This window comes from Sphingomonas eleionomae, assembly GCF_049889035.1.
Lineage (GTDB): Bacteria > Pseudomonadota > Alphaproteobacteria > Sphingomonadales > Sphingomonadaceae > Sphingomonas.
Map to the genome: position 1 here is coordinate 309,383 of NZ_JBLTWP010000001.1, position 22,122 is coordinate 331,504.

General features: G+C 64.0%; 25 protein-coding genes and 1 other RNA gene. 23 read left to right on the forward strand and 3 right to left on the reverse strand.

Annotated elements, in window-relative coordinates; all coding sequences use genetic code 11:
• Position 1 precedes the first annotated feature (1 nt).
• The 3 genes from ssrS to ACNI3Q_RS01445 all read right to left on the reverse strand — a co-directional run bounded on the left by ssrS (position 2) and on the right by ACNI3Q_RS01445 (position 673).
• Positions 2–159, reverse strand: a non-coding RNA gene (ssrS, locus tag ACNI3Q_RS01435) — 6S RNA.
• An 11-nt stretch (positions 160–170) separates the two neighbouring features.
• Complete coding sequence (locus ACNI3Q_RS01440) at positions 171–473, reverse strand: cell division protein ZapA (protein ID WP_426273529.1); 303 nt, start codon at positions 471–473, stop codon at positions 171–173.
• Entirely contained in the window at positions 473–673 is a 201-nt protein-coding gene (locus ACNI3Q_RS01445; protein ID WP_260019705.1) for a hypothetical protein, read from the reverse strand. Before ACNI3Q_RS01445 ends, ACNI3Q_RS01440 begins: the two co-directional genes overlap by 1 nt.
• A 186-nt stretch (positions 674–859) precedes the next feature.
• Here ACNI3Q_RS01445 and tkt point away from each other — a divergent pair, with 186 nt between their 5' ends.
• The 23 genes from tkt (at position 860) to nuoL (ending at position 22,119) form a co-directional block, all read left to right on the forward strand.
• On the forward strand, positions 860–2,827 hold the full coding sequence (gene tkt / locus ACNI3Q_RS01450) for a transketolase (protein WP_426273531.1): 1,968 nt from the start codon (positions 860–862) through the stop codon (positions 2,825–2,827).
• A 32-nt stretch (positions 2,828–2,859) separates the two neighbouring features.
• On the forward strand, positions 2,860–3,864 hold the full coding sequence (gap, locus tag ACNI3Q_RS01455; RefSeq protein ID WP_260019703.1) for a type I glyceraldehyde-3-phosphate dehydrogenase: 1,005 nt from the start codon (positions 2,860–2,862) through the stop codon (positions 3,862–3,864).
• 5 nt (positions 3,865–3,869) lie between these two features.
• Complete coding sequence (locus tag ACNI3Q_RS01460) at positions 3,870–4,337, forward strand: MOSC domain-containing protein (protein ID WP_260019702.1); 468 nt, start codon at positions 3,870–3,872, stop codon at positions 4,335–4,337.
• Positions 4,338–4,384: 47 nt separating this feature from the next.
• Positions 4,385–5,578, forward strand: coding sequence for a phosphoglycerate kinase (locus ACNI3Q_RS01465; protein WP_426273532.1), 1,194 nt, complete (start codon positions 4,385–4,387; stop codon positions 5,576–5,578).
• A 92-nt stretch (positions 5,579–5,670) separates the two neighbouring features.
• On the forward strand, positions 5,671–6,573 hold the full coding sequence (locus tag ACNI3Q_RS01470; RefSeq protein WP_426273533.1) for a fructose bisphosphate aldolase: 903 nt from the start codon (positions 5,671–5,673) through the stop codon (positions 6,571–6,573).
• Positions 6,574–6,644: 71 nt separating this feature from the next.
• Positions 6,645–7,340 (forward strand): thiamine phosphate synthase, encoded by a 696-nt coding sequence (gene thiE, locus ACNI3Q_RS01475; RefSeq protein WP_426273534.1) that lies wholly within the window; start codon positions 6,645–6,647, stop codon positions 7,338–7,340.
• On the forward strand, positions 7,333–7,746 hold the full coding sequence (locus ACNI3Q_RS01480; protein WP_426273535.1) for a low affinity iron permease family protein: 414 nt from the start codon (positions 7,333–7,335) through the stop codon (positions 7,744–7,746). Before thiE ends, ACNI3Q_RS01480 begins: the two co-directional genes overlap by 8 nt.
• Positions 7,747–8,022: 276 nt before the next feature.
• Positions 8,023–8,586: an elongation factor P gene (gene efp / locus ACNI3Q_RS01485; RefSeq protein ID WP_260019697.1), complete on the forward strand. Its 564-nt coding sequence runs from the start codon at positions 8,023–8,025 to the stop codon at positions 8,584–8,586.
• A 63-nt stretch (positions 8,587–8,649) separates the two neighbouring features.
• Positions 8,650–9,471, forward strand: a complete 822-nt coding sequence (locus ACNI3Q_RS01490; RefSeq protein ID WP_260019696.1) for an inositol monophosphatase family protein — start codon at positions 8,650–8,652, stop codon at positions 9,469–9,471.
• 139 nt (positions 9,472–9,610) lie between these two features.
• Complete coding sequence (ndhC, locus tag ACNI3Q_RS01495) at positions 9,611–9,985, forward strand: NADH-quinone oxidoreductase subunit A (protein ID WP_426273536.1); 375 nt, start codon at positions 9,611–9,613, stop codon at positions 9,983–9,985.
• 3 nt (positions 9,986–9,988) lie between these two features.
• A complete protein-coding gene (locus tag ACNI3Q_RS01500; protein WP_426273537.1) occupies positions 9,989–10,537 on the forward strand; it encodes a NuoB/complex I 20 kDa subunit family protein in 549 nt (182 codons plus the stop codon).
• Entirely contained in the window at positions 10,534–11,460 is a 927-nt protein-coding gene (locus ACNI3Q_RS01505; protein WP_426273538.1) for an NADH-quinone oxidoreductase subunit C, read from the forward strand. Before ACNI3Q_RS01500 ends, ACNI3Q_RS01505 begins: the two co-directional genes overlap by 4 nt.
• A complete protein-coding gene (locus ACNI3Q_RS01510; RefSeq protein ID WP_426273540.1) occupies positions 11,460–12,689 on the forward strand; it encodes an NADH-quinone oxidoreductase subunit D in 1,230 nt (409 codons plus the stop codon). Before ACNI3Q_RS01505 ends, ACNI3Q_RS01510 begins: the two co-directional genes overlap by 1 nt.
• Positions 12,689–13,360 (forward strand): complex I 24 kDa subunit family protein, encoded by a 672-nt coding sequence (locus ACNI3Q_RS01515; protein ID WP_426273542.1) that lies wholly within the window; start codon positions 12,689–12,691, stop codon positions 13,358–13,360. Before ACNI3Q_RS01510 ends, ACNI3Q_RS01515 begins: the two co-directional genes overlap by 1 nt.
• A complete protein-coding gene (locus ACNI3Q_RS01520; RefSeq protein WP_426273544.1) occupies positions 13,357–13,524 on the forward strand; it encodes a hypothetical protein in 168 nt (55 codons plus the stop codon). Before ACNI3Q_RS01515 ends, ACNI3Q_RS01520 begins: the two co-directional genes overlap by 4 nt.
• On the forward strand, positions 13,521–14,822 hold the full coding sequence (gene nuoF, locus ACNI3Q_RS01525; RefSeq protein WP_426273546.1) for an NADH-quinone oxidoreductase subunit NuoF: 1,302 nt from the start codon (positions 13,521–13,523) through the stop codon (positions 14,820–14,822). Before ACNI3Q_RS01520 ends, nuoF begins: the two co-directional genes overlap by 4 nt.
• A complete protein-coding gene (locus ACNI3Q_RS01530) occupies positions 14,819–15,469 on the forward strand; it encodes a hypothetical protein (RefSeq protein WP_426273548.1) in 651 nt (216 codons plus the stop codon). Before nuoF ends, ACNI3Q_RS01530 begins: the two co-directional genes overlap by 4 nt.
• A gap of 3 nt (positions 15,470–15,472) precedes the next feature.
• Positions 15,473–17,476, forward strand: a complete 2,004-nt coding sequence (gene nuoG / locus ACNI3Q_RS01535; protein WP_426273550.1) for an NADH-quinone oxidoreductase subunit NuoG — start codon at positions 15,473–15,475, stop codon at positions 17,474–17,476.
• The gene (gene nuoH, locus ACNI3Q_RS01540; protein WP_426273552.1) at positions 17,473–18,531 is read left to right on the forward strand and encodes an NADH-quinone oxidoreductase subunit NuoH; all 1,059 of its coding nucleotides are present in this window, start codon (positions 17,473–17,475) and stop codon (positions 18,529–18,531) included. Before nuoG ends, nuoH begins: the two co-directional genes overlap by 4 nt.
• Positions 18,528–19,013 carry an NADH-quinone oxidoreductase subunit NuoI gene (gene nuoI, locus ACNI3Q_RS01545; protein WP_260019686.1) on the forward strand — a complete coding sequence of 162 codons (486 nt, stop codon included), beginning with the start codon at positions 18,528–18,530 and terminating at the stop codon, positions 19,011–19,013. The genes nuoH and nuoI overlap by 4 nt, the downstream gene beginning before the upstream one ends.
• A gap of 121 nt (positions 19,014–19,134) precedes the next feature.
• Positions 19,135–19,746: an NADH-quinone oxidoreductase subunit J gene (locus ACNI3Q_RS01550; RefSeq protein WP_426273554.1), complete on the forward strand. Its 612-nt coding sequence runs from the start codon at positions 19,135–19,137 to the stop codon at positions 19,744–19,746.
• Positions 19,743–20,048, forward strand: coding sequence for an NADH-quinone oxidoreductase subunit NuoK (gene nuoK / locus ACNI3Q_RS01555; RefSeq protein ID WP_260019684.1), 306 nt, complete (start codon positions 19,743–19,745; stop codon positions 20,046–20,048). The genes ACNI3Q_RS01550 and nuoK overlap by 4 nt, the downstream gene beginning before the upstream one ends.
• Before the next feature lie 7 nt (positions 20,049–20,055).
• A complete protein-coding gene (gene nuoL, locus ACNI3Q_RS01560; protein ID WP_426273555.1) occupies positions 20,056–22,119 on the forward strand; it encodes an NADH-quinone oxidoreductase subunit L in 2,064 nt (687 codons plus the stop codon).
• The last annotated feature ends 3 nt before the right edge of the window (positions 22,120–22,122 follow it).

Consider the following 22,122-nt stretch of genomic DNA (forward strand, 5'->3'; position numbering starts at 1 on the left):
TGGCGGAACCACCATGGGCCGTTTGCTTGAATATCCTCTGACGCCAGTAACGTCAGGTGGGGGCCATATGCATCGGGCCAGGACCCGAACAGGGACAGCTCCCATGGAGATTTAATCGCCTCAGGGATAATCGCTAAAGCGCGCACCGGGCAGTCCCGCCATCATCCTATTTAGGGTGTCGGCGCCGGTTCCTCAAGCACTTCGGCAATCCGTTCCAGCCGCTCGGCAATCTGGTCCAGCAGCGCGGGCGGCAGGCCGGTGGGCGGATTGCGCTCCGTCTCGACCAGCTTGTCCGTCATGATCAGCGCCAGCAGCAGCAGCGTGCGCTCATTGGCGATCCCGCCCGAAGCGCGAATGGCGACATCGGCCTCGCCATTCAGCCGGTCGGCCAGCATCTTCAGATGCCCTTCCTCGCCATCGCGGCACTGGACGATATGGGTCTTGCCCGCGACGGTCAGCGATATCTGGCCCATCAGTCGCGGCCCTCCGCCTCGGCCTGACGCGCGATCAGGCTGTCCAGCGCGGTCACCGCCTCGGCCAGTCCGTCGCGCAGGGTGGCATGACGGCGCGCCAGCTGCTCGGTCGCTGCGGTGCGCGCGGCGGCGGCGCGTTCGATGCGCGCCAATGCGGCATCGATCCGGGACAGGTCTGCTTTGGTCGGGGTTTCGGACATGGCCGTCCGATAGGGCGGGGCGCACCTGCCTGCAAGCCATCGTCTTGGCGGCGGCGCGGCAGGTTGACGTTGGCACACGCCGGTTCCAAAGGGGCGGCGTTCACGACTCGCCGTTCCCGCCGGGGCCGGGGCGACGATTGTTCCGGGCACTGCCGTGCCCCGCGCCGATGGGAGAAAACCACGCCGATGTCCGTGCAACCAAGCGCAATGGCGAATGCCATCCGGGTGCTGACCATGGACGCGGTTCAGGCGGCCAACAGCGGCCATCCGGGCATGCCGATGGGCATGGCCGATGCCGCAACAGTCCTGTGGACCCGGTATCTGAAATTCGATCCGGCCGATCCGCACTGGGCCGATCGCGACCGCTTCGTGCTGTCCGCCGGCCACGGGTCGATGCTGATCTACAGCCTGTTGCACCTGACCGGCTTTGCCCGTCCGACGATGGACGATATCCGATCGTTCCGCCAACTGCACAGCCCGTGCGCCGGGCATCCGGAAAATTTCGAGCTGCCAGGCGTCGAAACGACCACTGGTCCGCTGGGCCAGGGTTTAGCCACCGCGGTCGGCATGGCGATTGCTGAACGGCACCTCAATGCCGTGTTCGGCGACGATCTGGTCGATCACCGTACCTGGGTGGTCGCCGGTGACGGCTGCCTGATGGAAGGGATCAATCACGAGGCGATCGGCCTGGCCGGGCATCTGGGCCTTGGCCGCCTGATCGTGCTGTGGGACGATAACGACATCACCATCGACGGCAATGTGTCGCTGTCGTCCAGCGAGGATATTCCGGCCCGCTATGCCGCGACCGGCTGGCATGTCGAGGCGTGCGACGGGCACGACATGGCCGATGTCGCCCGCGCGATCGAGGCGGCGATGGCCGATGACCGCCCCAGTCTGATCCGGTGCAAGACCGTGATCGGCAAGGGCGCACCGAACAAGCAGGGGACGAACAAGACGCACGGCGCTCCGCTTGGCGCGGACGAGGTGACGGCCACCCGCGCTGCCCTTGGCTGGGATCTGCCCGCCTTCGAAATTCCCGGCGACGTGCGCGCCGCCTGGCTGGACGCTGGAAAGCGGTCGGCGGCTGTTCGCGCCGCATGGCAGGATCGGCTGGCAAGCCATTCCGATCGTTCGGAATTTGAACGCCGCATGGCTGGCGATCTGCCCGCCTCCTTCTCGATGAAGGCGCATCTCGACGGCCTGATCGCCGCCCCGCAAAAGGTGGCGACGCGCAAGGCATCGGAACTGGCGCTGGCGGCGATCAATGCCCAGCTGCCCGAAACCATCGGCGGGTCGGCCGATCTGACCGGATCGAACCTCACGCAGACAAAGGAAACGACTGCGTTTTCGCCCGCCGACTATGCCGGTCGCTATGTCAACTACGGCATCCGCGAATTCGGCATGGCCGCTGCGATGAACGGCATGGCACTGCACGGCGGCGTGATCCCCTATGGTGGCACGTTCCTGGTCTTTGCCGATTATTGCCGCGCCGCCATTCGCCTGTCCGCGCTTCAGGGCGCGCGCGTGGCCTATGTGATGACGCATGACAGCATCGGGGTGGGCGAGGATGGCCCGACGCATCAGCCGATCGAGCATGTAATGAGCCTGCGCCTCATCCCCAATCTCGACGTGATGCGCCCGTGCGACACGATCGAGACGGCGGAATGCTGGGAACTGGCGATCCGCCGCGCCGACGGCCCGTCGCTGCTGGCGCTCAGCCGCCAGAACCTGCCGCAGCTGCGCAGTGATGCCGCCGAAAACCGTTCGGCGCGCGGTGCCTATCGGCTGGTCGCTACCACTGCCCCGCGCCGGGTCGTGCTGATCGCCAGCGGGTCGGAGGTCGAGATTGCGGTCGGCGTCGCTGCCCTGCTTGAAGCGGACGGGGTGGGTGCCGATGTGGTGTCCATGCCCAGCTGGTTCCGTTTCGATGCGCAGGACGCGGCCTATCGCCGCGATGTCCTGCCGGCCGACGCGCTCAAGGTGTCGATCGAGGCGGGGGTGACGACCGGCTGGCAACGCTATACCGGGCTGGATGGCCTGAATATCGGCATCGACCGCTTCGGCACCTCTGCGCCGGGCAGCGATGCCTATGCCTATTTCGGACTGACGCCGGCCGATATCGCGCCGCGCGTGCTGGCGGCGCTGAACGGATAAGCGCCGCGACCGCCAATCAAGGGAGAAACTGTATGACCAGAGTTGCGATCAATGGCTTCGGACGCATCGGCCGGCTGGTGGCGCGCGCCATCCTGGAACGGGCGGACAGCGGCCTTGAACTGGTGACGATCAACGACCTGGCCGATGCCAAGGCAAATGCCTGGCTGTTTTCCCGCGATTCCGTGCACGGCCGGTATCCGGGCGAGGTGTCGGCCGATGGCAGCGACCTGATCGTCGATGGCAAGCGGATCAAGGTGACGGCGGAACGCGATCCCGCCAACCTGCCGCATGGTGACAATGGCGTCGACATCGTGCTGGAATGCACCGGCTTCTTCACCGACCGGGCGGCCTGCGAAAAGCATCTGGCGGGCGGTGCCAAGCGCGTGCTCATCTCCGCGCCGGGCAAGAATGTCGATCTGACGGTCGTCTATGGCGTCAACCATGACAAGCTGACCGCCGATCACGTCATCGTTTCGAACGCATCGTGCACCACCAACTGCCTGGCCCCCGTCGCCAAGGTGCTGAACGACAGCGTGGGCATCGAACGCGGCCTGATGACGACGGTCCATGCCTATACCAACGATCAGAAGATCCTGGACCAGATCCACCCCGATCTGCGCCGCGCACGGGCGGCTGCGATGAACATCATCCCGACCACCACCGGCGCTGCCCGCGCGGTGGGCGAAGTGCTGCCGGAACTGAAGGGCAAGCTGGACGGATCGGCCGTGCGCGTGCCCGTGCCGGACGGCAGCCTGGTCGACCTGACGTTCCAGCCGAAGCGCGATACCAGCGTCGAGGAAATCAACGCGCTGCTCAAGGCCGCTGCCGATGGCCCGATGAAGGGCGTGCTGGAATACAGCACCGATCCGCTGGTGTCGGCCGACATCGTCCACACGCCGTTCTCGTCCACGGTGGACAGCCTGGAAACCGCAGTGATCGACGGCAAGCTGGTTCGCGTCGTGTCGTGGTACGACAATGAATGGGGCTTTTCCAACCGGATGGTCGATACCGCCGGTGCCATGGCAAAGTTCCTGTAATCCCGATGGGCCGCATCGCCGGCATTGCCCGCCATGCGCGCTCGCGCGGCCCGATCGAGCGGATCGATCGGGCCAGCGTGTCGGTGGAGGGCGGCATCGCCGGCGACCTGCGCGGCGCGCGCAAGCCCGGCGGCACCGGCAAGCGTCAGGTCTCGCTGATGGAGGCGGGCGACTGGGCCGCCGCTATGGCGGAAACGGGCCATAATCTGCCCTGGTGGCACCGGCGCGCCAACCTGTTGGTCGAGGATTTCGACCTGCCGCAGACGCCCGGCACGCTGCTGGCGATCGGCGACACGGTGCTGATGGAACTGACCGTCGAATGCGATCCCTGTTCCCGGATGGACGAGATTGTCGACGGCCTTCGCGCCGCGCTGACGCCGGACTGGCGGGGCGGGGCGCTGGCACGGGTCATCCGCGGCGGGGACATTGCGGTGGGCGATGCGATCCGCATTGTTGAAAAACCGCCCATCTGAACGATCCGGCCGGACCGGTCCGGCCACATGAAAAGGGAATAGCCGACATGGCACGCAGCTTCAGCACGCTCGACGACATGGGCGACATCACTGGCAAGCGGGTGCTGGTGCGCGAGGATCTGAACGTGCCGATGGCCGATGGATCGGTCACCGACGACACCCGCCTGCGCGCTGCGGTGTCGACCATTGCCGAACTGTCCGATCGCGGCGCGCGCGTTGTCGTGCTGGCCCATTTCGGCCGGCCAAAGGGACGGCCCGACCCGACCCAGAGCCTGAGCCAGGTGACCGGCGCGCTTGCCGCCGTGCTGGGCCGCGAAGTGCGGTTCATCCCGCACAGCGCCGCACCGGAAGCGGTCGCCATGCTCCGTCCCGGCGATATCGGCCTGCTCGAAAACACCCGGTTCGATCCGGGCGAGGAAAAGAACGCGCCTGAAACCGTCGCATGGCTGGCCGCGCTGGGCGACCTGTACGTCAACGATGCCTTTTCCGCCGCACACCGCGCCCATGCCTCGACCGAGGGGCTGGCCCGCGCGTTGCCCGCCTTTGCCGGGCGGCAGATGGAGGCGGAACTGGACGCGCTCGACAAGGCGCTGGGCAATCCCGAACACCCCGTCGCCGCCGTGGTCGGCGGGGCAAAGGTGTCGACCAAGCTCGATGTGCTCAAGCATCTGGTCGCCCGCGTCGATCATCTGATCATCGGCGGCGGCATGGCCAACACCTTCCTTGCCGCGCGCGGCGTGGATGTGGGGAAAAGCCTGTGCGAGCATGACCTGACCGGCACCGCCGAGGAGATCCTGGACGCGGCCGATGCGGCCAACTGCACCGTCCACCTGCCCTATGACGTGGTGGTGTCAAAGGAGTTTGCCGCCAATCCGCCCAGCTTGCGCACCGTCAATGTGCACGAGGTCGCGGCCGACGAAATGATCCTGGATACCGGCCCCGCCGCCACCGAGGCGCTGGCCGATGTCCTGAAAACCTGCCGCACGCTCGTCTGGAACGGGCCGATGGGTGCGTTCGAAACCCCGCCCTTCGATGCCGCCACGGTGGCGCTGGCCCGCACGGCGGCGGCGCTGACCAAGGAAGGGTCGCTGGTGTCGGTCGCGGGCGGCGGCGATACCGTCGCGGCGCTCAATCAGGCCGGGGTCGCGGGCGATTTCACTTTCGTCTCCACCGCGGGCGGCGCGTTTCTGGAATGGATGGAGGGCAAGGAATTGCCCGGCGTCGCCGCGCTGTCGCGCTGAACCGACAGCAATGATGGTTTACGCTGTTGCGGCGCAACACCAGTCCGGCTAGGGGCATCCGCATACGTATGTGAGCTACCAAGGGATGCGCCATGAGCCTTGATATGACTGCCAAGATCGCCACCGGCCACGGCTTCATCGCCGCGCTGGATCAGTCGGGCGGCTCGACGCCAAAGGCGCTGCAGGGTTATGGCATCGACGCGGGCGCATGGACGTCGGATGAAGAGATGTTCGCGCTGATCCACGACATGCGCGCCCGGATCATCCGCTCGCCCGCGTTCGGCGGGGACAAGGTGATTGGCGCGATCCTGTTCGAACGCACGATGGACGGCGATGTCGATGGCGTGCCGGTGCCGACGGCGCTGGTGCAAAAGGGGATCGTCCCGTTCCTCAAGATCGACAAGGGGCTGGAGGCAGAGGCGAACGGCGTTCAGTTGATGAAGCCGATGCCCGGCCTGTCCGATCTGCTCGCCCGTGCGGCCACGCTTGGCGTGTTCGGGACCAAGGAACGCTCGGTCGTCAATCTGGCCAATCCGGCCGGCATCGACGCCGTGGTGGAACAGCAGTTCGACGTGGCGCGCCATGTCCTGGCCGCTGGCCTTGTTCCGATCATCGAACCGGAAGTGAACATCAAATCGCCGGAACGGGCCGATGCCGATGTGTTGCTGCGCGATTCCATCCTGCGCGCGCTGGATGCGATGCCGGGCACCGATCGGGTGATGCTGAAATTGTCCATCCCGGCGCAGCCCGGCCTGTTCGATCAGCTGGTCGATCATGCGCGCGTCCTGCGCGTCGTTGCGCTGTCCGGTGGCTTTGCGCGGACTGAGGCCTGTGCCGAACTGGCGAAGAATCGCGGCATGATCGCCAGCTTCAGCCGCGCGCTGCTCAACGATCTGCGCCACGGCATGACCGATGCCGAATTCGACGCCGCGCTGGGGCAGGCGATTGACGAAATTTATACCGCATCGGTCGAAAAGGACGCGATTGCGGCCTGAACGGTTTGGAGAGGGAGCGGAGCACGCGCGCGGGCATGGCATCCGCGCGCGGCTCTCGCTACAGCGTCCGCATGACGCTTGATGATGATCCGCTAGGCCCGCTCGATCCCGATTTTGCCGCGCAGTTCGTGCGCGATGATCGCCGCCCCGCCTGTCAGCTTTATCTGATCTCTCCGCCCGATGTCGGCGGCGACTATCCCGATCGGCTGGCGCGTGCGCTCGACGCCGGGCCGGTTGCGGCCTTTCAGTTCCGGGTAAAGGGCGTGGACCAGCATCAGGCCGCGCGCCTTGCCGAACCGCTGCAACGCCTGTGCGCCGACCGCGATGTCGCGTTCATCGTCAATGATTCGATCAGCCTGGCCAAGCGGCTGGGCGCCGACGGCGTGCATCTGGGGCAGGGGGATGGCGATCCGCGGGAGGCGCGGGCGATGCTGGGGCCACAGGCGCAGATCGGCGTCACCTGTCACGACAGCCGCCATCTGGCGATGGAAGCGGGCGAGGCGGGAGCCGATTATGTCGCGTTCGGCGCCTTCTATCCCACCACGACAAAGGCGGTTCGCCACGTTCCCGAACCGGTAATCCTGTCCTGGTGGACCGCCCTGTTCGAACTGCCCTGTGTCGCGATCGGCGGCATCACGCCGCACAATGCGGCACCGCTCGTCGCCGCTGGCGCAGACTTCCTCGCCGTATGCGGCGCGGTGTGGAATGGGGACGAGGCGGCGGCCGTGCGGGCCTTTGCCGACCTGCTGGGCGGCGGTGATGCTTGACCGGGTGTTTACCCGGCTGGCCGGGCTGACTTCCCGCTTGGCGGGACAGCCCGTCACCTTTGCCGCTGCGCTTGGCGTGATCCTGCTCTGGCTCGTCACCGGGCCGCTGTTCAACTATTCCGACACCTGGCAGCTGGTGGTGAACACCGCGACCACGATCATCACCTTTCTGATGGTGTTCCTGATCCAGAACTCGCAGAACCGCGATGCCGCCGCCATGCAGGCCAAGCTCGACGAGCTGATCCGCGCCAATGCTGAGGCGCGCAATGCGTTCATCGGCATCGAACACCGCACGGATCACGAGATTGAGGCGATCCGCACCGCGCTGGAGCGCGAAGTGGGCGATTCGATGCCCGACGATCAACATCCGGCGACCAGCGTCGAACGGCTGAGGGTCCGGTTCTAGCGGGCCCCGCAACGCCGCCGGTCGGGGCTGGTAAAGTTGGATTTGGCGTGCTTGATCTGGCTGCATGACAGCCTGGCCGCTCAGTTCGTCCGGTCCCGCGACAGACGCAACGACGGTCAATCGGGGTCCTGTAAAACCGGGTCATTCTGTCCAAACTGTCAACCGACCTGTCAACCGGTGCCGCTCCGTCAGTCGGTCCGCCTCCGGCTTGCCCCGCCGCGCGCCAGCCGCTATGGCCCCGCCTTCTTTCTCATCCTTGGCAGGCAGGCGATCGCTATGAAGATCAGCGGTGTGGACATCCGTCCCGGCAACATCATCGAATATGAAGGCGGCATCTGGCGCGCGGTGAAGATTCAGCACACCCAGCCGGGCAAGGGCGGCGCCTATATGCAGGTGGAGCTGAAGAACCTGCGCGACGGGCGCAAGAACAACGTCCGCTTCCGCTCCGCCGAAACGGTCGAGCGCGTCCGCCTGGATACCAAGGATTTCCAGTTCCTGTATCCCGAAGGCGACGGCCTCGTCTTCATGGACAAGGAAACCTATGATCAGGTGACGCTGCCCCGCGACCTGCTGGGCGATGCGGCCGCGTTCCTGCAGGACGGCATGGACGTCGTCATGGAACTGTACGACGAAGAAGCGATCAGCGTTCAGCTGCCCGACACGATCGAAGCGACGATTGTCGAGGCGGATGCGGTGGTAAAGGGGCAGACCGCCTCGTCCAGCTACAAGCCCGCTGTGCTCGACAATGGCGTTCGCATCATGGTGCCCCCGCACATCGCATCGGGCACGCGCATCGTCGTCGATGTCTACGAACAGACCTATGTCCGCCGCGCGGACTGACGCCTTATTCCCTCTCCCGACCCTCTCCCCGCGGTAAAGCGGGGGAGGGACCAAAGGTTTATCATGGTAGCCCATTCCGGCCTGATCACTGTCATCGACCGCGCCGCCCGCCGGGCAGCGCCGCGCCTGCGCCGCGATTTCAACGAGGTGCAGCAGCTTCAGGTCAGCCGCAAGGGACCGGCCGACTTCGTCTCCATCGCCGACAAGCGCGCCGAACAGACGATTGTCGAGGAACTGCAAAAGGCGCGGCCCGACTGGGGCCTCGTGCTGGAAGAAGGCGGCGTGATCGCGGGCGATCCCGACAAGCCCCGCTTTATCGTCGATCCCCTGGATGGCACCAGCAACTTCCTGCACGGCATCCCGCATTTCGCCATCTCGATTGCGGTCGAGGATCCGCGCGGGGCGGGCGGCAAGCCGGAAATTACGCATGGCATCGTCTATCAGCCGCTGACGGACGAAAGCTTCTGGGCCGAAAAGGGGCGGGGCGCCTGGGTTCAGTCGGAACGGCTGCGCGTATCGGCCCGCCGCGATCTTGCCGATGCGCTGATCGCCACGGGCATTCCGTTCCTCGGCCATGGCAATTTTGCCGAATGGACCCGCATTTTCGGTGCGGTCGCCCCGGAAGTGGCGGGCATCCGCCGCTTCGGCTCCGCCGCGCTCGACCTCGCCTGGGTCGCTGCCGGCCGCTATGATGGCTTCTGGGAAAGCGGGCTGAAAAGCTGGGACATCGCGGCCGGCCTGTTGCTGGTCAAGGAAGCGGGCGGCTTTGTCACCGACTTCCGCGGAACCGATCAGGCGCTGGCCAAGGGGCAGGTGCTGGCCGCCAATGACACGCTGCATTCCAAGCTTCACAAGCTTGTGGCGGGCTCACTGCGGAACCTGTGACGGGTTTGCATCCGGTCATCGGATTTTCCGTTCAACGCCGGACGGAAATACCAGCGATTATCGCTGGTCCGGGCCTTGCGGGGCGGGGGGCATCGGCCTAGAAGCCACCCCAATCCATACCGCAAGCGCGAGAAGAAAGTTGGTCGATCTCAGCCAATATCTGCCGATCCTGTTGTTTCTGGCTGTCGCGCTGCTCCTGTCCGGCGCATTTGTGTTCCTGCCGATGCTGGTGTCCCGCCTGACCGGCGCACACAAGCCCAGCCCGGAAAAGCTGACCGAATATGAATGCGGTTTCCCCGCGTTCGAGGACAGCCGGAGCCAGTTCGACGTTCGCTTCTACCTCGTCGCCATCCTGTTCATCATTTTTGATCTGGAAGCGGCCTTTATCTACCCCTGGGCAGTCAGCGTGTTCGACCTCGGCTGGGTCGCCTGGACTTCGATGATGATCTTCATCGCCGAACTCGCGCTGGGCCTAGTCTATGCGTGGAAGGTCGGCGCACTGGATTGGGAATAAGCCATGAATCAGACCTCTCCCATCCTGATGCCGCAGGGCGGCGCCATCACCCCGCCCGATCAGCAGTTTTTCAACGATCTGAACGGCGAACTGACTGACAAGGGCTTTCTGGTCACATCGACGGAAGACCTGTTCACCTGGGCGCGCACCGGCTCGCTGTGGTGGATGACGTTCGGCCTCGCCTGCTGCGCGGTGGAAATGATCCACGTCAACATGCCGCGCTATGACATGGAGCGGTTCGGTGCCGCGCCCCGCGCCTCTCCGCGCCAGTCGGACGTGATGATCGTCGCGGGTACGCTGTGCAACAAGATGGCTCCGGCGCTGCGCCGCGTCTATGACCAGATGTCCGAGCCGAAATACGTCATTTCGATGGGCAGCTGCGCCAATGGCGGCGGCTATTATCACTACAGCTATTCGGTGGTGCGCGGCTGCGACCGTATCGTTCCGGTGGACATCTATGTCCCCGGGTGCCCGCCGACTGCCGAGGCGCTGCTGTACGGCGTCATGCAGCTGCAACGGAAAATCCGCCGCGTAGGGACAATCGAACGGTGAGCACGCTGACCGCCCCCCGCTATGCCCCGAATGACGGGGTGATCGACACCGCCCGCACGGCGCTTGGCGATATGCTGGTTGATGCCATCGATCATGTCGGCGAAGTGTCGCTGACGGTCGTCCGTGACCGGCTGATCGACGCCATGATCGTCCTGCGCGACACGCCTGGCCTTGAATATCAGCAGTGCATGGAAATCGCCGGGGTGGACTATCCCGAGCGGGCCGAGCGGTTCGATGTGTGCTATCACCTGCTCAGCCTGACGCGGAACCACCGCATCCGCGTGCGCGTGACTACCGATGAGGTGCAGGCGGTGCCTAGCGTCACTGGCATCTGGCCCGTCGCCGGTTGGCTGGAGCGCGAGGTGTACGACATGTACGGTGTGCTGTTCAGCGGCAACCCGGACCTGCGCCGGATCCTGACCGATTACGGCTTTCGCGGCCATCCGCTGCGCAAGGATTTCCCGCTGACCGGCTATGTCGAGCTGCGCTATTCCGAGGAATCGAAGCGCGTGGTGTATGAGCCGGTGCAATTGGCCCAGGATTTCCGCAGCTTCGATTTCATGTCGCCTTGGGAAGGGGCGCAGTATGTCCTGCCCGGCGACGAAAAGGCGCCGCAGCCAGAGGCAAAGGGCGCGCCGACGCCAGCCCCCGCTGCTGTGGTTGCCAAGGCGGACGACAAGGGGCCGACCGCAGCCGCTGTCGACAAGCCCAAGACCACGGATGGCCCGGCCGATACGGGCGCTGGCAAGGCTGATCCGGGCGACAATGCCGCGGACAAGCCGGTGGCTGACACTGCTGCCGAACCGGAAAAGCCCAAGGCCAAGCGTGCCCCGCGTGCCAATGCCGCCGATCCAGACGCCGCTGCCGAGCCGGCGGCAAAACGCACCCGCAAGCCCAAGGCTGAACCGGAAGGGGGCGAATGATGGCTGAAACCATGGAAGCCCAGTCGAGCAATGCCGTCGTCACCGAAGGCGGCGATGTCGAAATTCAGAACTACACGATCAATTTCGGTCCGCAGCACCCGGCCGCGCACGGCGTGCTGCGCCTGGTCATGGAACTGGACGGCGAAATCGTCGAACGGCTCGACCCGCATGTCGGCCTGCTCCATCGCGGCACCGAAAAGCTGATCGAGTACAAGACCTATACCCAGGCGCTGCCCTATATGGACCGGCTGGATTACTGCTCGCCGCTGTGCATGGAGCACAGCTTCGTGCTGGCGGTGGAAAAGCTGCTCGGCCTCGAAGTGCCGCTGCGCGCCCAGTATCTCCGTGTGTTCTTCGCCGAACTGACCCGCATTTCCAACCATATGCTGAACCTTGGTTCGCACGTGATGGACGTGGGCGCGATGACGCCGAACCTGTGGATGTTCGAGGTGCGCGAGGATTGCCTCAACTTCTTCGAACGCGCATCGGGCGCGCGGATGCACTCCAACTATTTCCGCGTCGGCGGGGTGCATCAGGACGTGCCGCTCAAGCTGTTGACCGACATTGCGGAGTGGCTGGACACGCGCCTGCCGCAGTTGTTCGGTGACGCGATCAGCCTGGTCGCGGACAACCGCATCTTCAAGCAGCGCAATGTCGATATCGCCGTGGTGAGCCGCGACGATGCGATCAAGTGGGGCTTTTCCGGCCCGATGATCCGTGCGGCCGGCATCCCGTGGGATATCCGCAAGGCGCAGCCCTATGACGTCTATGACCGCATGGAATTCGACGTGCCGGTGGGGACGAAGGGCGATTGCTATGACCGGTTCATGGTCCGCGTCGAGGAAGTGTATCAGTCCGCCCGCATCATGAAGCAGTGCCTGTCGGAGATGCCCGAAGGCCCGATCATGACCGAAGACCGCAAGGTCGGCCCGCCCAAGCGCGCCGAGATGAAGCAGTCGATGGAAGCGCTGATCCACCACTTCAAGCTGTATACCGAGGGTTATCACGTCCCCGCCGGCGAAGTGTATGTGGCGACCGAAAGCCCCAAGGGCGAATTCGGCATCTACATGGTGTCCGACGGGTCGAACAAACCGTACCGCTGCAAGATCCGCCCAACGGCGTTCAGTCATCTCCAGGCCATGGACTTCATGTCGCGCGGCCACATGCTGGCGGATACTACCGCGATCCTGGGCGCGATGGACATCGTTTTTGGCGAATGTGATCGATAATGGCTGACGCACCACAAATCCCCTCCGAGGCCGAGACCCGCGCGCAGTGGGGCGCGTTTGCGTGGAACGAGGCGAACGCCGCCAAGGCGCAGGAGATCATCGCCCGCTATCCTGCGGGCCGGCAGATGTCTGCCACGCTGCCGCTGCTCGATCTGGCCCAGCGTCAGGTTGGGGCGGAAACGCAGACTCAGGGCTGGCTGCCCGTGCCGGTGATCGAATTCGTCGCCCGTACACTGGACCTTCCCTATATCCGCGTGTTCGAGGTCGCGACCTTCTACACCATGTTCAACCTCGCCCCTGTTGGCCGCTATCATGTGCAGGTGTGCGGCACGACGCCGTGCATGCTGCGCGGGTCGGATGACGTGATGGCGGCGTGCAAGAACAAGGGGCTGGTCAAGGGCAAGACGACGCCCGACGGCCTGTTCACGCTGACCGAGGTCGAGTGCATGGGCAATTGCTCGTCCGCGCCGATGGTCCAGATCAACGACGACAATTACGAAGACCTGGATTATGATCGCACGCTTGCGATCCTGGATGCGCTGGCCCGCGGCGAAAGCCCCAAGACCGGCACGCAGGAGCCGGGCCGCCACACGGTCGAGCCGCTGGGCGGGCCGACCACGCTGACTGCGATGGTGACCGAAAACCACGATTACCGGGGTGAATGGGCATGAAAAACCAGAGCCTGCTCGTCACCATTCTCGCCATCATCGGCGGGATCGTGGTGCTCGGTTGGGCGCTCAAGCTGACGTTCAAGCTGATGGGGCCGCTGGTCATCATTGGCTTGGGCGTCGTGATCTACCTCATGTTTTTCAAGGACAAGGGCGGCGCACGATGAGCCTGTCTGACAAGGATCGGATCTTCACGAACCTCTATGGCTATCAGTCATGGCGGATCGATGCGGCCATGCAACGTGGCGACTGGGACAATACCAAGGCGCTGCTGGCACTCGGCCAGGATACGATCATCGAAAAGATCAAGGCATCGGGCCTGCGCGGGCGGGGCGGGGCGGGTTTCCCGACCGGGATGAAGTGGAGCTTCATGCCCAAGGAGCCGAAGCCGGATCGCCCCAGTTTCCTTGTCATCAACGCCGATGAATCCGAACCCGGGTCGTGCAAGGACCGGGAAATCATTCGCCACGATCCGCACAAGCTGATCGAGGGGGCGCTGGTCGCGGGCTTCGCGATGCGCGCGCGCGCCGCCTATATCTATATTCGCGGCGAATATATCCGCGAGGCGGAGACGCTGTTCGCTGCTGTGGCCGAGGCGTATGACAAGGGCTTTCTGGGCAAGAACGCCTGCGGTTCCGGCTATGACTTCGACGTGTTCGTCCATCGCGGCGCGGGCGCCTATATCTGCGGTGAAGAAACCGCGATGATCGAAAGCCTGGAGGGCAAGAAGGGCCAGCCGCGTCTGAAGCCCCCGTTCCCGGCCGGCGCAGGCCTGTATGGCTGCCCCACCACGGTCAACAATGTGGAATCGATCGCGGTCGCGCCGACGATCCTGCGGCGCGGGCCGGAATGGTTCTCCAGCTTCGGGCGGGAGAATAACAAGGGCACCAAGCTGTTCCAGATCAGCGGCCATGTCGAAAAACCGTGCGTGGTCGAGGAAGCGATGAGCATCCCGTTCCGCGAGCTGATCGAAAAGCATTGCGGCGGCATTCGCGGCGGCTGGGACAATCTGCTCGCCGTCATCCCCGGCGGATCGTCGGTGCCGCTGGTGCCGGCGGAGCAGATCATGGACGCGCCGATGGATTTCGACGGCCTGCGCGCGCTCGGCTCGGGCCTTGGCACCGCTGCGGTCATCGTCATGGACAAGTCCACCGACATCGTCCGCGCGATCAGCCGCCTGTCCTATTTCTACAAGCACGAAAGCTGCGGCCAGTGCACGCCGTGCCGTGAGGGCACGGGCTGGATGTGGCGCGTGATGGAGCGGATGCGCACCGGCGATGCCGATGTCAGCGAAATCGACACGCTCTATAACGTGACCAAGCAGGTGGAAGGGCACACGATCTGCGCTCTTGGCGACGCCGCCGCCTGGCCGATCCAGGGCCTGATCCGCCATTTCCGCCCCGAAATGGAGCGTCGCATTGCCGAGCGTCGTGGCGGCAGCGACATGCTGGAGGCGGCGGAATGATCGCCGCGCTTCTTCTGTTGGCCGTTGTCCAGCAGCAGGCGGCACCGCCGCTGCAAACGGATGCGCGTCCTGCAACCTGGCCCGATCCGGTCAGCGATGGTCAGGATGAACAGGCGACGATGGATCGCGGCCGTCGCCGGATTTTCGAATTCGGCACCTGTGTTGCTCGGCGCAGTCCGGAAAAGGCCGCGGCCATGCTTCGTCAGGATTTTCGGAGCAAAAGCTATGCGTCAGGCATGGCTCAGCTTGTCGGGTCAAACATGGATGCTTGCCGCACGTTTCGCCGCGGGCGCCTGCGTGCTGTTAACCTGCTTGGCGCAGGTGCGATGGCGGAGCAATTGCTGAAATCCAGCCCGGTTGCGGTGAATGTCCGCCTGGCCCGGGCGGCCGCTCTGCCGGCCGTGGCCTCGTTCAGCCCGTCCGACGCAATTGCGGTCTGCGTGGTTCGGTCGGTGCCCGATGATGTCGCCACGCTGTTCGGTACGGAAATCGAAACTCCGGCGGAAAGCGCAGCCGCCGCCAAGCTGAATTTCGCCATGACGCGTTGTTCGAGCCCGGCGACCCGGGTGGAAACGTCCGTTTCGGGATTGCGATCAATGCTGGCGACGGCCGCATTTCGCAGCGCCGATGCGGCGGAGAAGAAGTAAGCCATGCCTAAGCTGACTGTAGATGGTATCGAAGTGGAAGTGCCGCAGGGGGCGACCGTGCTCCAGGCGTGCGAGGCGGCAGGCAAGGAAATCCCGCGCTTCTGCTATCATGAACGGCTGAGCATCGCGGGCAATTGCCGCATGTGCCTGGTCGAGGTGAAGCCGGGGCCGCCCAAGCCGCAGGCGTCGTGCGCGCTGCCGGCCGGTGAGGGGCAGGAAATCCGCACCGACAGTCCGATGGTGAAGGCCGCACGCGAAGGTGTGATGGAGTTCCTGCTGATCAACCACCCGCTTGATTGCCCGATCTGCGATCAGGGCGGTGAGTGCGACCTGCAGGATCAGTCCGTTGCCTATGGCAAGGGGCAGAGCCGCTATGCCGAAAACAAGCGGGCGGTGACCGAGAAATATATGGGTCCCATCGTCAAGACGGTGATGACCCGCTGCATCCACTGCACGCGCTGCGTTCGCTTTTCCGAGGAAGTCGCGGGCGTCGAGGAAATCGGCGCGATCTATCGCGGCGAGAACATGCAGATCACCAGCTATCTGGAAAAGGCGGTTACGTCCGAACTGTCGGGCAACGTCGTCGATCTGTGCCCGGTCGGCGCGCTGACCAGCCGCCCCTATGCGTTCGAGGCGCGGCCATGGGAGCTGAAAAAGACCATGGCGATCGACGTCATGGACGCAGTCGGCACCAATATCCGTCTGGACAGCCGCGGGCGGGCGGTGCTGCGCGCGCTGCCCCGGATCAACGAGGATGTGAACGAGGAATGGGCGCACGACAAGACGCGCCACGCCGTCGACGGGCTGGCGCATCGCCGCCTCGACCGGCCGTTCGTTCGCAAGGACGGCAAGCTTCAGCCGGCAAGCTGGGCAGAAGCGTTCGCCGCGATCAAGGCGGTTGATGCCGGGTCCAGCGTCGCGGCAATCGCGGGCGACCTGCTCGACTGCGAAACCATGTTTGCGGCGAAAAAGCTGGTTCAGGCGATGGGCTCCTCACTGCTTGAGGGGCGTCAGACCGGCATGGCCTATGACGTCACCAGCCTGGGCGCGGTTGCGTTCAATTCGACCATCGCCGGCATCGAGACGGCCGACGTCATCCTGATCGTCGGCAGCAACCTTCGCTGGGAAGCGCCGCTGATCAACACCCGGATTCGCAAGGCGGTACGCAAGCGCGGGGCAAAGGTATTCGCGATCGGGCCACAGGTTGATCTGACCTATCCGGTCGAATGGCTGGGTAATGATCTGGGCCTGCTGAACAAGCTGCCGGCAAATGTCGCAGAGGCGCTGGATGGTGCAGAGCGTCCGGGAGTGATTGTCGGCCCCGGCGCGCTGAAGCACGGCCACGGCGCCGCGCTGAAGCTGGCCAGCGACGGCAAGTTCGTTCGCGATGGCTGGAACGGCTTCAATGTCGTGCATACCGCCGCTGCCCGCATGGGCGCACTGATGCTCGGTTATGCGCAGACTGGCGGCATTGCCGATATCGTTGCGGCCAAGCCGAAGCTGACCTTCTTCCTTGGCGCGGACGAGGTCGATTTCACCGCCTTTGCCGACAGTTTCAAGGTTTATGTCGGCCATCATGGTGACAAGGGCGCGGCGGGGGCCGATGTCGTCCTGCCTGCCGCCAGCTATGCCGAAAAGCCCGGCACCTATGTGAACCTGGAGGGGCGCGTTCAGCGCGGCGACCGCGCCGTATTCCCGCCGGGTGATGCACGCGACGACTGGGCGATTTTCCGCGCCCTGTCCGATGTGCTGGGCCATACCCTGCCGTTTGACAGCTTCGACGCGCTGCGGTCCGCAATGATCGCGGAAGTGCCCGCGCTGGGCGAGGAAGGGCTGATCCGTTACGACTGGAATCCGCCATCGGTGCCCGCCCAGACGAGCGGCGAGGTGACCTATTCGATCGCCGACTTCTACCTAACCAATGCGATCTGCCGGGCCAGCCCGACAATGCAGCGCTGCTCGGCCGAACTGATCCACGGCCAGGATTTCGCGGAGGCGGCGGAATGACCGAGTTTTTCCAGTCGCTTGGCCTTAACTTCGAGGCCGCGTGGTTCACCGCGACCATTGCGGGCATTCTGCTGATCGCATTTCCCGTCATGCTGGCGGTCGCGCTGATCATTTATGCCGATCGCAAGATCTGGGCGTCGATGGCGCTGCGCCGCGGGCCGAACGTGGTCGGGCCGCTGGGGTTGCTCCAGTCGTTCGCGGACGGTCTGAAGGTCTTCCTTCAGGAAACGATCATCCCGACCGGCGCGAACAAGGGGCTGTTCCTGCTTGCCCCGATCATCACCTTCACGGTCGCGCTGATCGTATGGGCGGTGGTGCCGTTCGACGTCGGGGTCGTCCTCTCTGACATCAATGTCGGCCTGCTCTACATCCTGGCAGCATCGTCGCTGGGTGTGTACGGCATCATTCTGGCCGGATGGGCGTCCAACTCCAAATACCCCTTTTATTCCGCCATTCGCGCTGCGGCGCAGATGGTCAGTTATGAAGTCTCGATCGGCTTCGTCCTGATCGCGGTGGTGCTGTGGACCGGCAGCTTCAACCTGTCGGAGATCGTCGGAAATCAGCAGGGCCATGTGCTGGGCGTGATCAACGCCTATGGCCTGAACCCGCTGTTGTTCCCGATGGCGGTGGTGTTCTTCATCTCGTCGCTGGCTGAAACGCAGCGTGCGCCGTTCGATCTGACCGAGGCGGAGAGCGAGCTGGTCGCGGGATATCAGACCGAATATTCATCCATGGCGTTCGCACTCTACTGGCTGGGCGAATATGCGAACGTCATCCTGATGTGCGCGCTGAACGCGATCCTGTTCTGGGGCGGTTATCTGCCGCCGCTGAACATCGACCTGATCCCGTGGTTCGATATTCCGGGCATCATCTGGCTGTTTGCCAAGATCCTGTTCTTCTTCTTCCTGTTCAGCTGGGTGAAGGCGACGGTGCCGCGCTATCGCTATGACCAGCTGATGCGGCTGGGCTGGAAAATCTTCCTGCCGCTCAGCCTCGTCTTTGTGTTCCTTGTCTCCGGCTATCTGATGCTGGACCGGGTTGGAGTTCCCGCATGAGCGTCGCACAGACCCTCAAATCCTTCACCCTCTGGGAGTTCGTGAAGGCGCACGCCCTGACGCTGAAGTATTTCTTCAAGCCCAAGGCGACGATCAACTATCCGTTCGAAAAGAACCCGATCAGCCCGCGTTTCCGCGGCGAGCACGCGCTGCGTCGCTATCCCAACGGGGAGGAACGCTGCATCGCGTGCAAGCTGTGCGAGGCGATCTGTCCGGCGCTTGCGATCACGATCGAGGCCGAACCGCGCGACGACGGCAGCCGCCGCACCACGCGGTACGACATCGACATGACCAAGTGCATCTATTGCGGCCTGTGTCAGGAAGCCTGCCCCGTGGACGCGATTGTCGAAGGCCCGAATTTCGAGTTTTCGACGGAAACGCGTGAAGAGCTGATCTACCAGAAGGAAAAACTTCTGGAAAATGGCGACAAATGGGAACGCGCGATTGCGGCGAACCTTGCCGCCGATGCGCCCTATCGTTAATGGGCGCGCCAACCGCATTCGACGGTGTCCCGCTCAACGCGCCGGGCATCGTCGAGACTTCTGTGTCAACGATCACGTCGCTCGACTTCGCTCGCGACGAACGGGGGAATGAGTTTCAGCCGTGATCCAAGCCATCGCCTTTTATCTGTTTGCGGCCATCGTGCTGATTTCGGGCGCGATGACCATCGCGTCCCGCAACCCCGTTTATTCGGTCCTGTGGCTGATTCTGGCGTTTTTCAACGCCGCCGGCCTCATGGTGCTGGTGGGGGCGGAATTCATCGCGATGCTGCTGGTCATCGTCTATGTCGGTGCCGTCGCCGTGCTGTTCCTGTTCGTCGTGATGATGCTGGACATTGATTTCACAGAGCTGCGCGCCGGGGTGGTCCGCTATTTCTGGATCGGCATGACGTTGGCGGTCGCGCTGGCTGCGGAGATCATGATCGCCATCGGCGCGTGGAGCGCGGGCAAGATCGACCTTGCGGGCCGGCTGGCACCGATCGATCCTTCGGTCAGCAACATCGAGGCGATCGGCCGGCTGCTCTATTCGCGCTATCTGTTCGCGTTCGAGGCAGCGGGCCTGGTCCTGCTGGTCGCGATGATCGGTGCCATCGTGCTGACCCATCGCCAGCGCACCGGTGTGTTCAAGCAGAATGTGGCAGCGCAGGTCGCCCGGCGTCAGAAAGACGCGACGCGCCTGGTCAATCAGCCTGTGGGGCAGGGGGTTCAGCTGTGATCGGCCTGACGCACTATCTCGTCGTATCGGCGATCCTGTTCACGCTTGGCGTGCTGGGTATCTTTGTGAACCGCAAGAACCTGATCGTCATCCTGATGGCGATCGAATTGATCCTGCTTGCGGTGAACCTCAACCTTGTCGCCTTTTCCGCCTTTCTGGGCGATCTGGTGGGACAGGTGTTTGCCATGTTCGTGCTGACCGTCGCTGCTGGCGAGGCAGCGATCGGGCTGGCGATCCTGGTCATCTATTTCCGTGGCCGGGGCACGATCTCGGTCGAAGACGTCAACCGGATGAAGGGGTGATCATCTGGTGATCTACGCCATCGTATTCCTGCCCTTGCTGGCATCCATTGTTGCGGGTCTGTCGAACAAGTCGTTCGGGACCACACTGCCCAAGGTGCTGACCACCGCCGGGCTGTTCATCGCTGCAGGCTTGAGCTGGCCGATCTTCATCGGTTTCCTGACCGGAACACAGGCGGCGCATGTCCATCCCGTGCTGACCTGGGTCGCATCGGGCGACCTGACGTTCGAATGGGCGCTGCGGGTCGATTCGCTGACCGCCGTCATGCTGGTGGTCATCACCAGCGTGTCTGCGCTCGTGCATCTGTATAGCTGGAGCTATATGGAGGAGGATTCGGATCAGCCGCGGTTCTTCGCCTATCTGTCGCTGTTCACCTTTGCCATGCTGATGCTGGTGACGGCCGACAATCTGGTTCAGATGTTCTTCGGCTGGGAAGGGGTGGGTCTTGCGTCCTACCTGCTGATCGGTTTCTGGTTCCGCAAACCCAGCGCCAATGCTGCTGCGATCAAGGCGTTCGTTGTCAACCGCGTTGGCGACCTTGGCTTCATGCTCGGCATCTTCGGCACCTTTCTGGTGTTCGGCACGGTTTCGATCCCGGAAATCCTGGCGACGGTGCCCGATCATGCCGGTTCGACCATCGGCTTTCTCGGCTATCGCGTCGATACGATGACCGTCCTTTGCCTGCTGCTGTTCGTAGGCGCGATGGGCAAGTCGGCGCAACTTGGCCTGCACACCTGGCTGCCGGATGCGATGGAGGGGCCGACGCCCGTTTCCGCGCTGATCCACGCTGCCACTATGGTGACGGCCGGTGTGTTCATGGTGTGCCGCCTGTCCCCGATGTTCGAAGCGAGCCAGACCGCGTTGTATGTCGTCATGGCGGTTGGTGCCGCGACCTGCATCTTCGCCGCCACGATCGGTACGGTGCAGACCGATATCAAGCGGGTCATCGCCTATTCGACCTGTTCACAGCTTGGCTACATGTTTTTTGCCGCCGGTGTCGGCGCCTATGGCGCGGCGATGTTCCACCTGTTCACCCACGCCTTCTTCAAGGCGCTGTTGTTCCTGGGCGCGGGTTCGGTGATCCACGCGATGCACCATGAACAGGATATGCGCTTTTACGGTGGCCTGCGGCGTGAAATCCCGGTCACCTTCTGGGCGATGATGATGGGTACGCTGGCGATCACCGGCGTTGGCATTTACGGCATCGGCGGCTTTGCCGGTTTCCATTCGAAGGACGCGATCCTTGAGGCGGCCTATGCGTCGGGCACGGGTGTCGGCGCCTTCTGGGTCGGCACTTTGGCCGCGCTGCTGACCAGCTTTTACAGCTGGCGCCTGATGTTCCTGACCTTCTGGGGCAAGCCGCGCTGGGCCGCGTCAGAGCATATTCAGCACGCGATTCATGACGCCCATGGCCATGACGATCACGCGCATGACGATCATGCCGACGATCACGGCCATGGCCATCACCATGCAGTGCCTAACCACGCCAGTCAGATTGCGGAAGGGACGGGCGGGTATCATCCGCACGAAAGCCCATGGCCGATGCTGGTTCCGCTCGCGCTGCTCAGCGTCGGCGCGGTAGCTGCAGGGTTCGTGTTCTTTCCCTTCTTCCTCGAAGCGGGCCATGCCGAAGCGTTCTGGAAGGGGGCGATCTTCTTTGACGCCAGCCTTGCCCATGCGATGCATGAAGTGCCGTTGTTCGTGAAGCTGGCGGCCAGCATCGTGATGCTCATCGGCTTGGCGGTAGCGTTCTACACCTATATCCTGCGGCCGCGTACATCGGCGGCGGTGGCGGGGGAGTTGCGCATCCTGCACCGCTTCCTGATGAACAAATGGTATTTCGATCAGCTCTATGACCTGCTCTTCGTCCGTCCTGCGATGGCCTTTGGCCGGTTGTTCTGGAAGGCGGGTGATGAAGGCACCATCGACCGGTTCGGCCCCAACGGGTCGGCGGCGGTCGTGGCGTTGGGCAGCCGCGTCGCGGCGCGGGTGCAATCGGGCTATCTCTACAGCTATGCCTTTGTGATGCTGATCGGCCTGACCGCCGCCGTCACCTGGGCCATTGCGGGTTGATGG

Coding starts and splice junctions, on each gene's coding strand:
- ACNI3Q_RS01470 (WP_426273533.1), top strand. CDS start 5,671: ATGAGCCTTGATATGACTGCCAAGATCGCCACCGGCCACGGCTTCATC.
- ACNI3Q_RS01480 (WP_426273535.1), top strand. CDS start 7,333: ATGCTTGACCGGGTGTTTACCCGGCTGGCCGGGCTGACTTCCCGCTTG.
- ACNI3Q_RS01510 (WP_426273540.1), top strand. CDS start 11,460: ATGGCTGAAACCATGGAAGCCCAGTCGAGCAATGCCGTCGTCACCGAA.
- nuoI (WP_260019686.1), top strand. CDS start 18,528: ATGAGCGTCGCACAGACCCTCAAATCCTTCACCCTCTGGGAGTTCGTG.
- nuoF (WP_426273546.1), top strand. CDS start 13,521: ATGAGCCTGTCTGACAAGGATCGGATCTTCACGAACCTCTATGGCTAT.
- tkt (WP_426273531.1), top strand. CDS start 860: ATGTCCGTGCAACCAAGCGCAATGGCGAATGCCATCCGGGTGCTGACC.
- ACNI3Q_RS01440 (WP_426273529.1), bottom strand. CDS start 473: ATGGGCCAGATATCGCTGACCGTCGCGGGCAAGACCCATATCGTCCAG.
- thiE (WP_426273534.1), top strand. CDS start 6,645: ATGACGCTTGATGATGATCCGCTAGGCCCGCTCGATCCCGATTTTGCC.
- gap (WP_260019703.1), top strand. CDS start 2,860: ATGACCAGAGTTGCGATCAATGGCTTCGGACGCATCGGCCGGCTGGTG.
- ACNI3Q_RS01500 (WP_426273537.1), top strand. CDS start 9,989: ATGAATCAGACCTCTCCCATCCTGATGCCGCAGGGCGGCGCCATCACC.
- nuoH (WP_426273552.1), top strand. CDS start 17,473: ATGACCGAGTTTTTCCAGTCGCTTGGCCTTAACTTCGAGGCCGCGTGG.
- ACNI3Q_RS01490 (WP_260019696.1), top strand. CDS start 8,650: ATGGTAGCCCATTCCGGCCTGATCACTGTCATCGACCGCGCCGCCCGC.
- efp (WP_260019697.1), top strand. CDS start 8,023: ATGAAGATCAGCGGTGTGGACATCCGTCCCGGCAACATCATCGAATAT.
- ACNI3Q_RS01465 (WP_426273532.1), top strand. CDS start 4,385: ATGGCACGCAGCTTCAGCACGCTCGACGACATGGGCGACATCACTGGC.
- ACNI3Q_RS01460 (WP_260019702.1), top strand. CDS start 3,870: ATGGGCCGCATCGCCGGCATTGCCCGCCATGCGCGCTCGCGCGGCCCG.
- nuoG (WP_426273550.1), top strand. CDS start 15,473: ATGCCTAAGCTGACTGTAGATGGTATCGAAGTGGAAGTGCCGCAGGGG.
- ACNI3Q_RS01530 (WP_426273548.1), top strand. CDS start 14,819: ATGATCGCCGCGCTTCTTCTGTTGGCCGTTGTCCAGCAGCAGGCGGCA.
- ACNI3Q_RS01445 (WP_260019705.1), bottom strand. CDS start 673: ATGTCCGAAACCCCGACCAAAGCAGACCTGTCCCGGATCGATGCCGCA.
- ACNI3Q_RS01520 (WP_426273544.1), top strand. CDS start 13,357: ATGAAAAACCAGAGCCTGCTCGTCACCATTCTCGCCATCATCGGCGGG.
- ACNI3Q_RS01515 (WP_426273542.1), top strand. CDS start 12,689: ATGGCTGACGCACCACAAATCCCCTCCGAGGCCGAGACCCGCGCGCAG.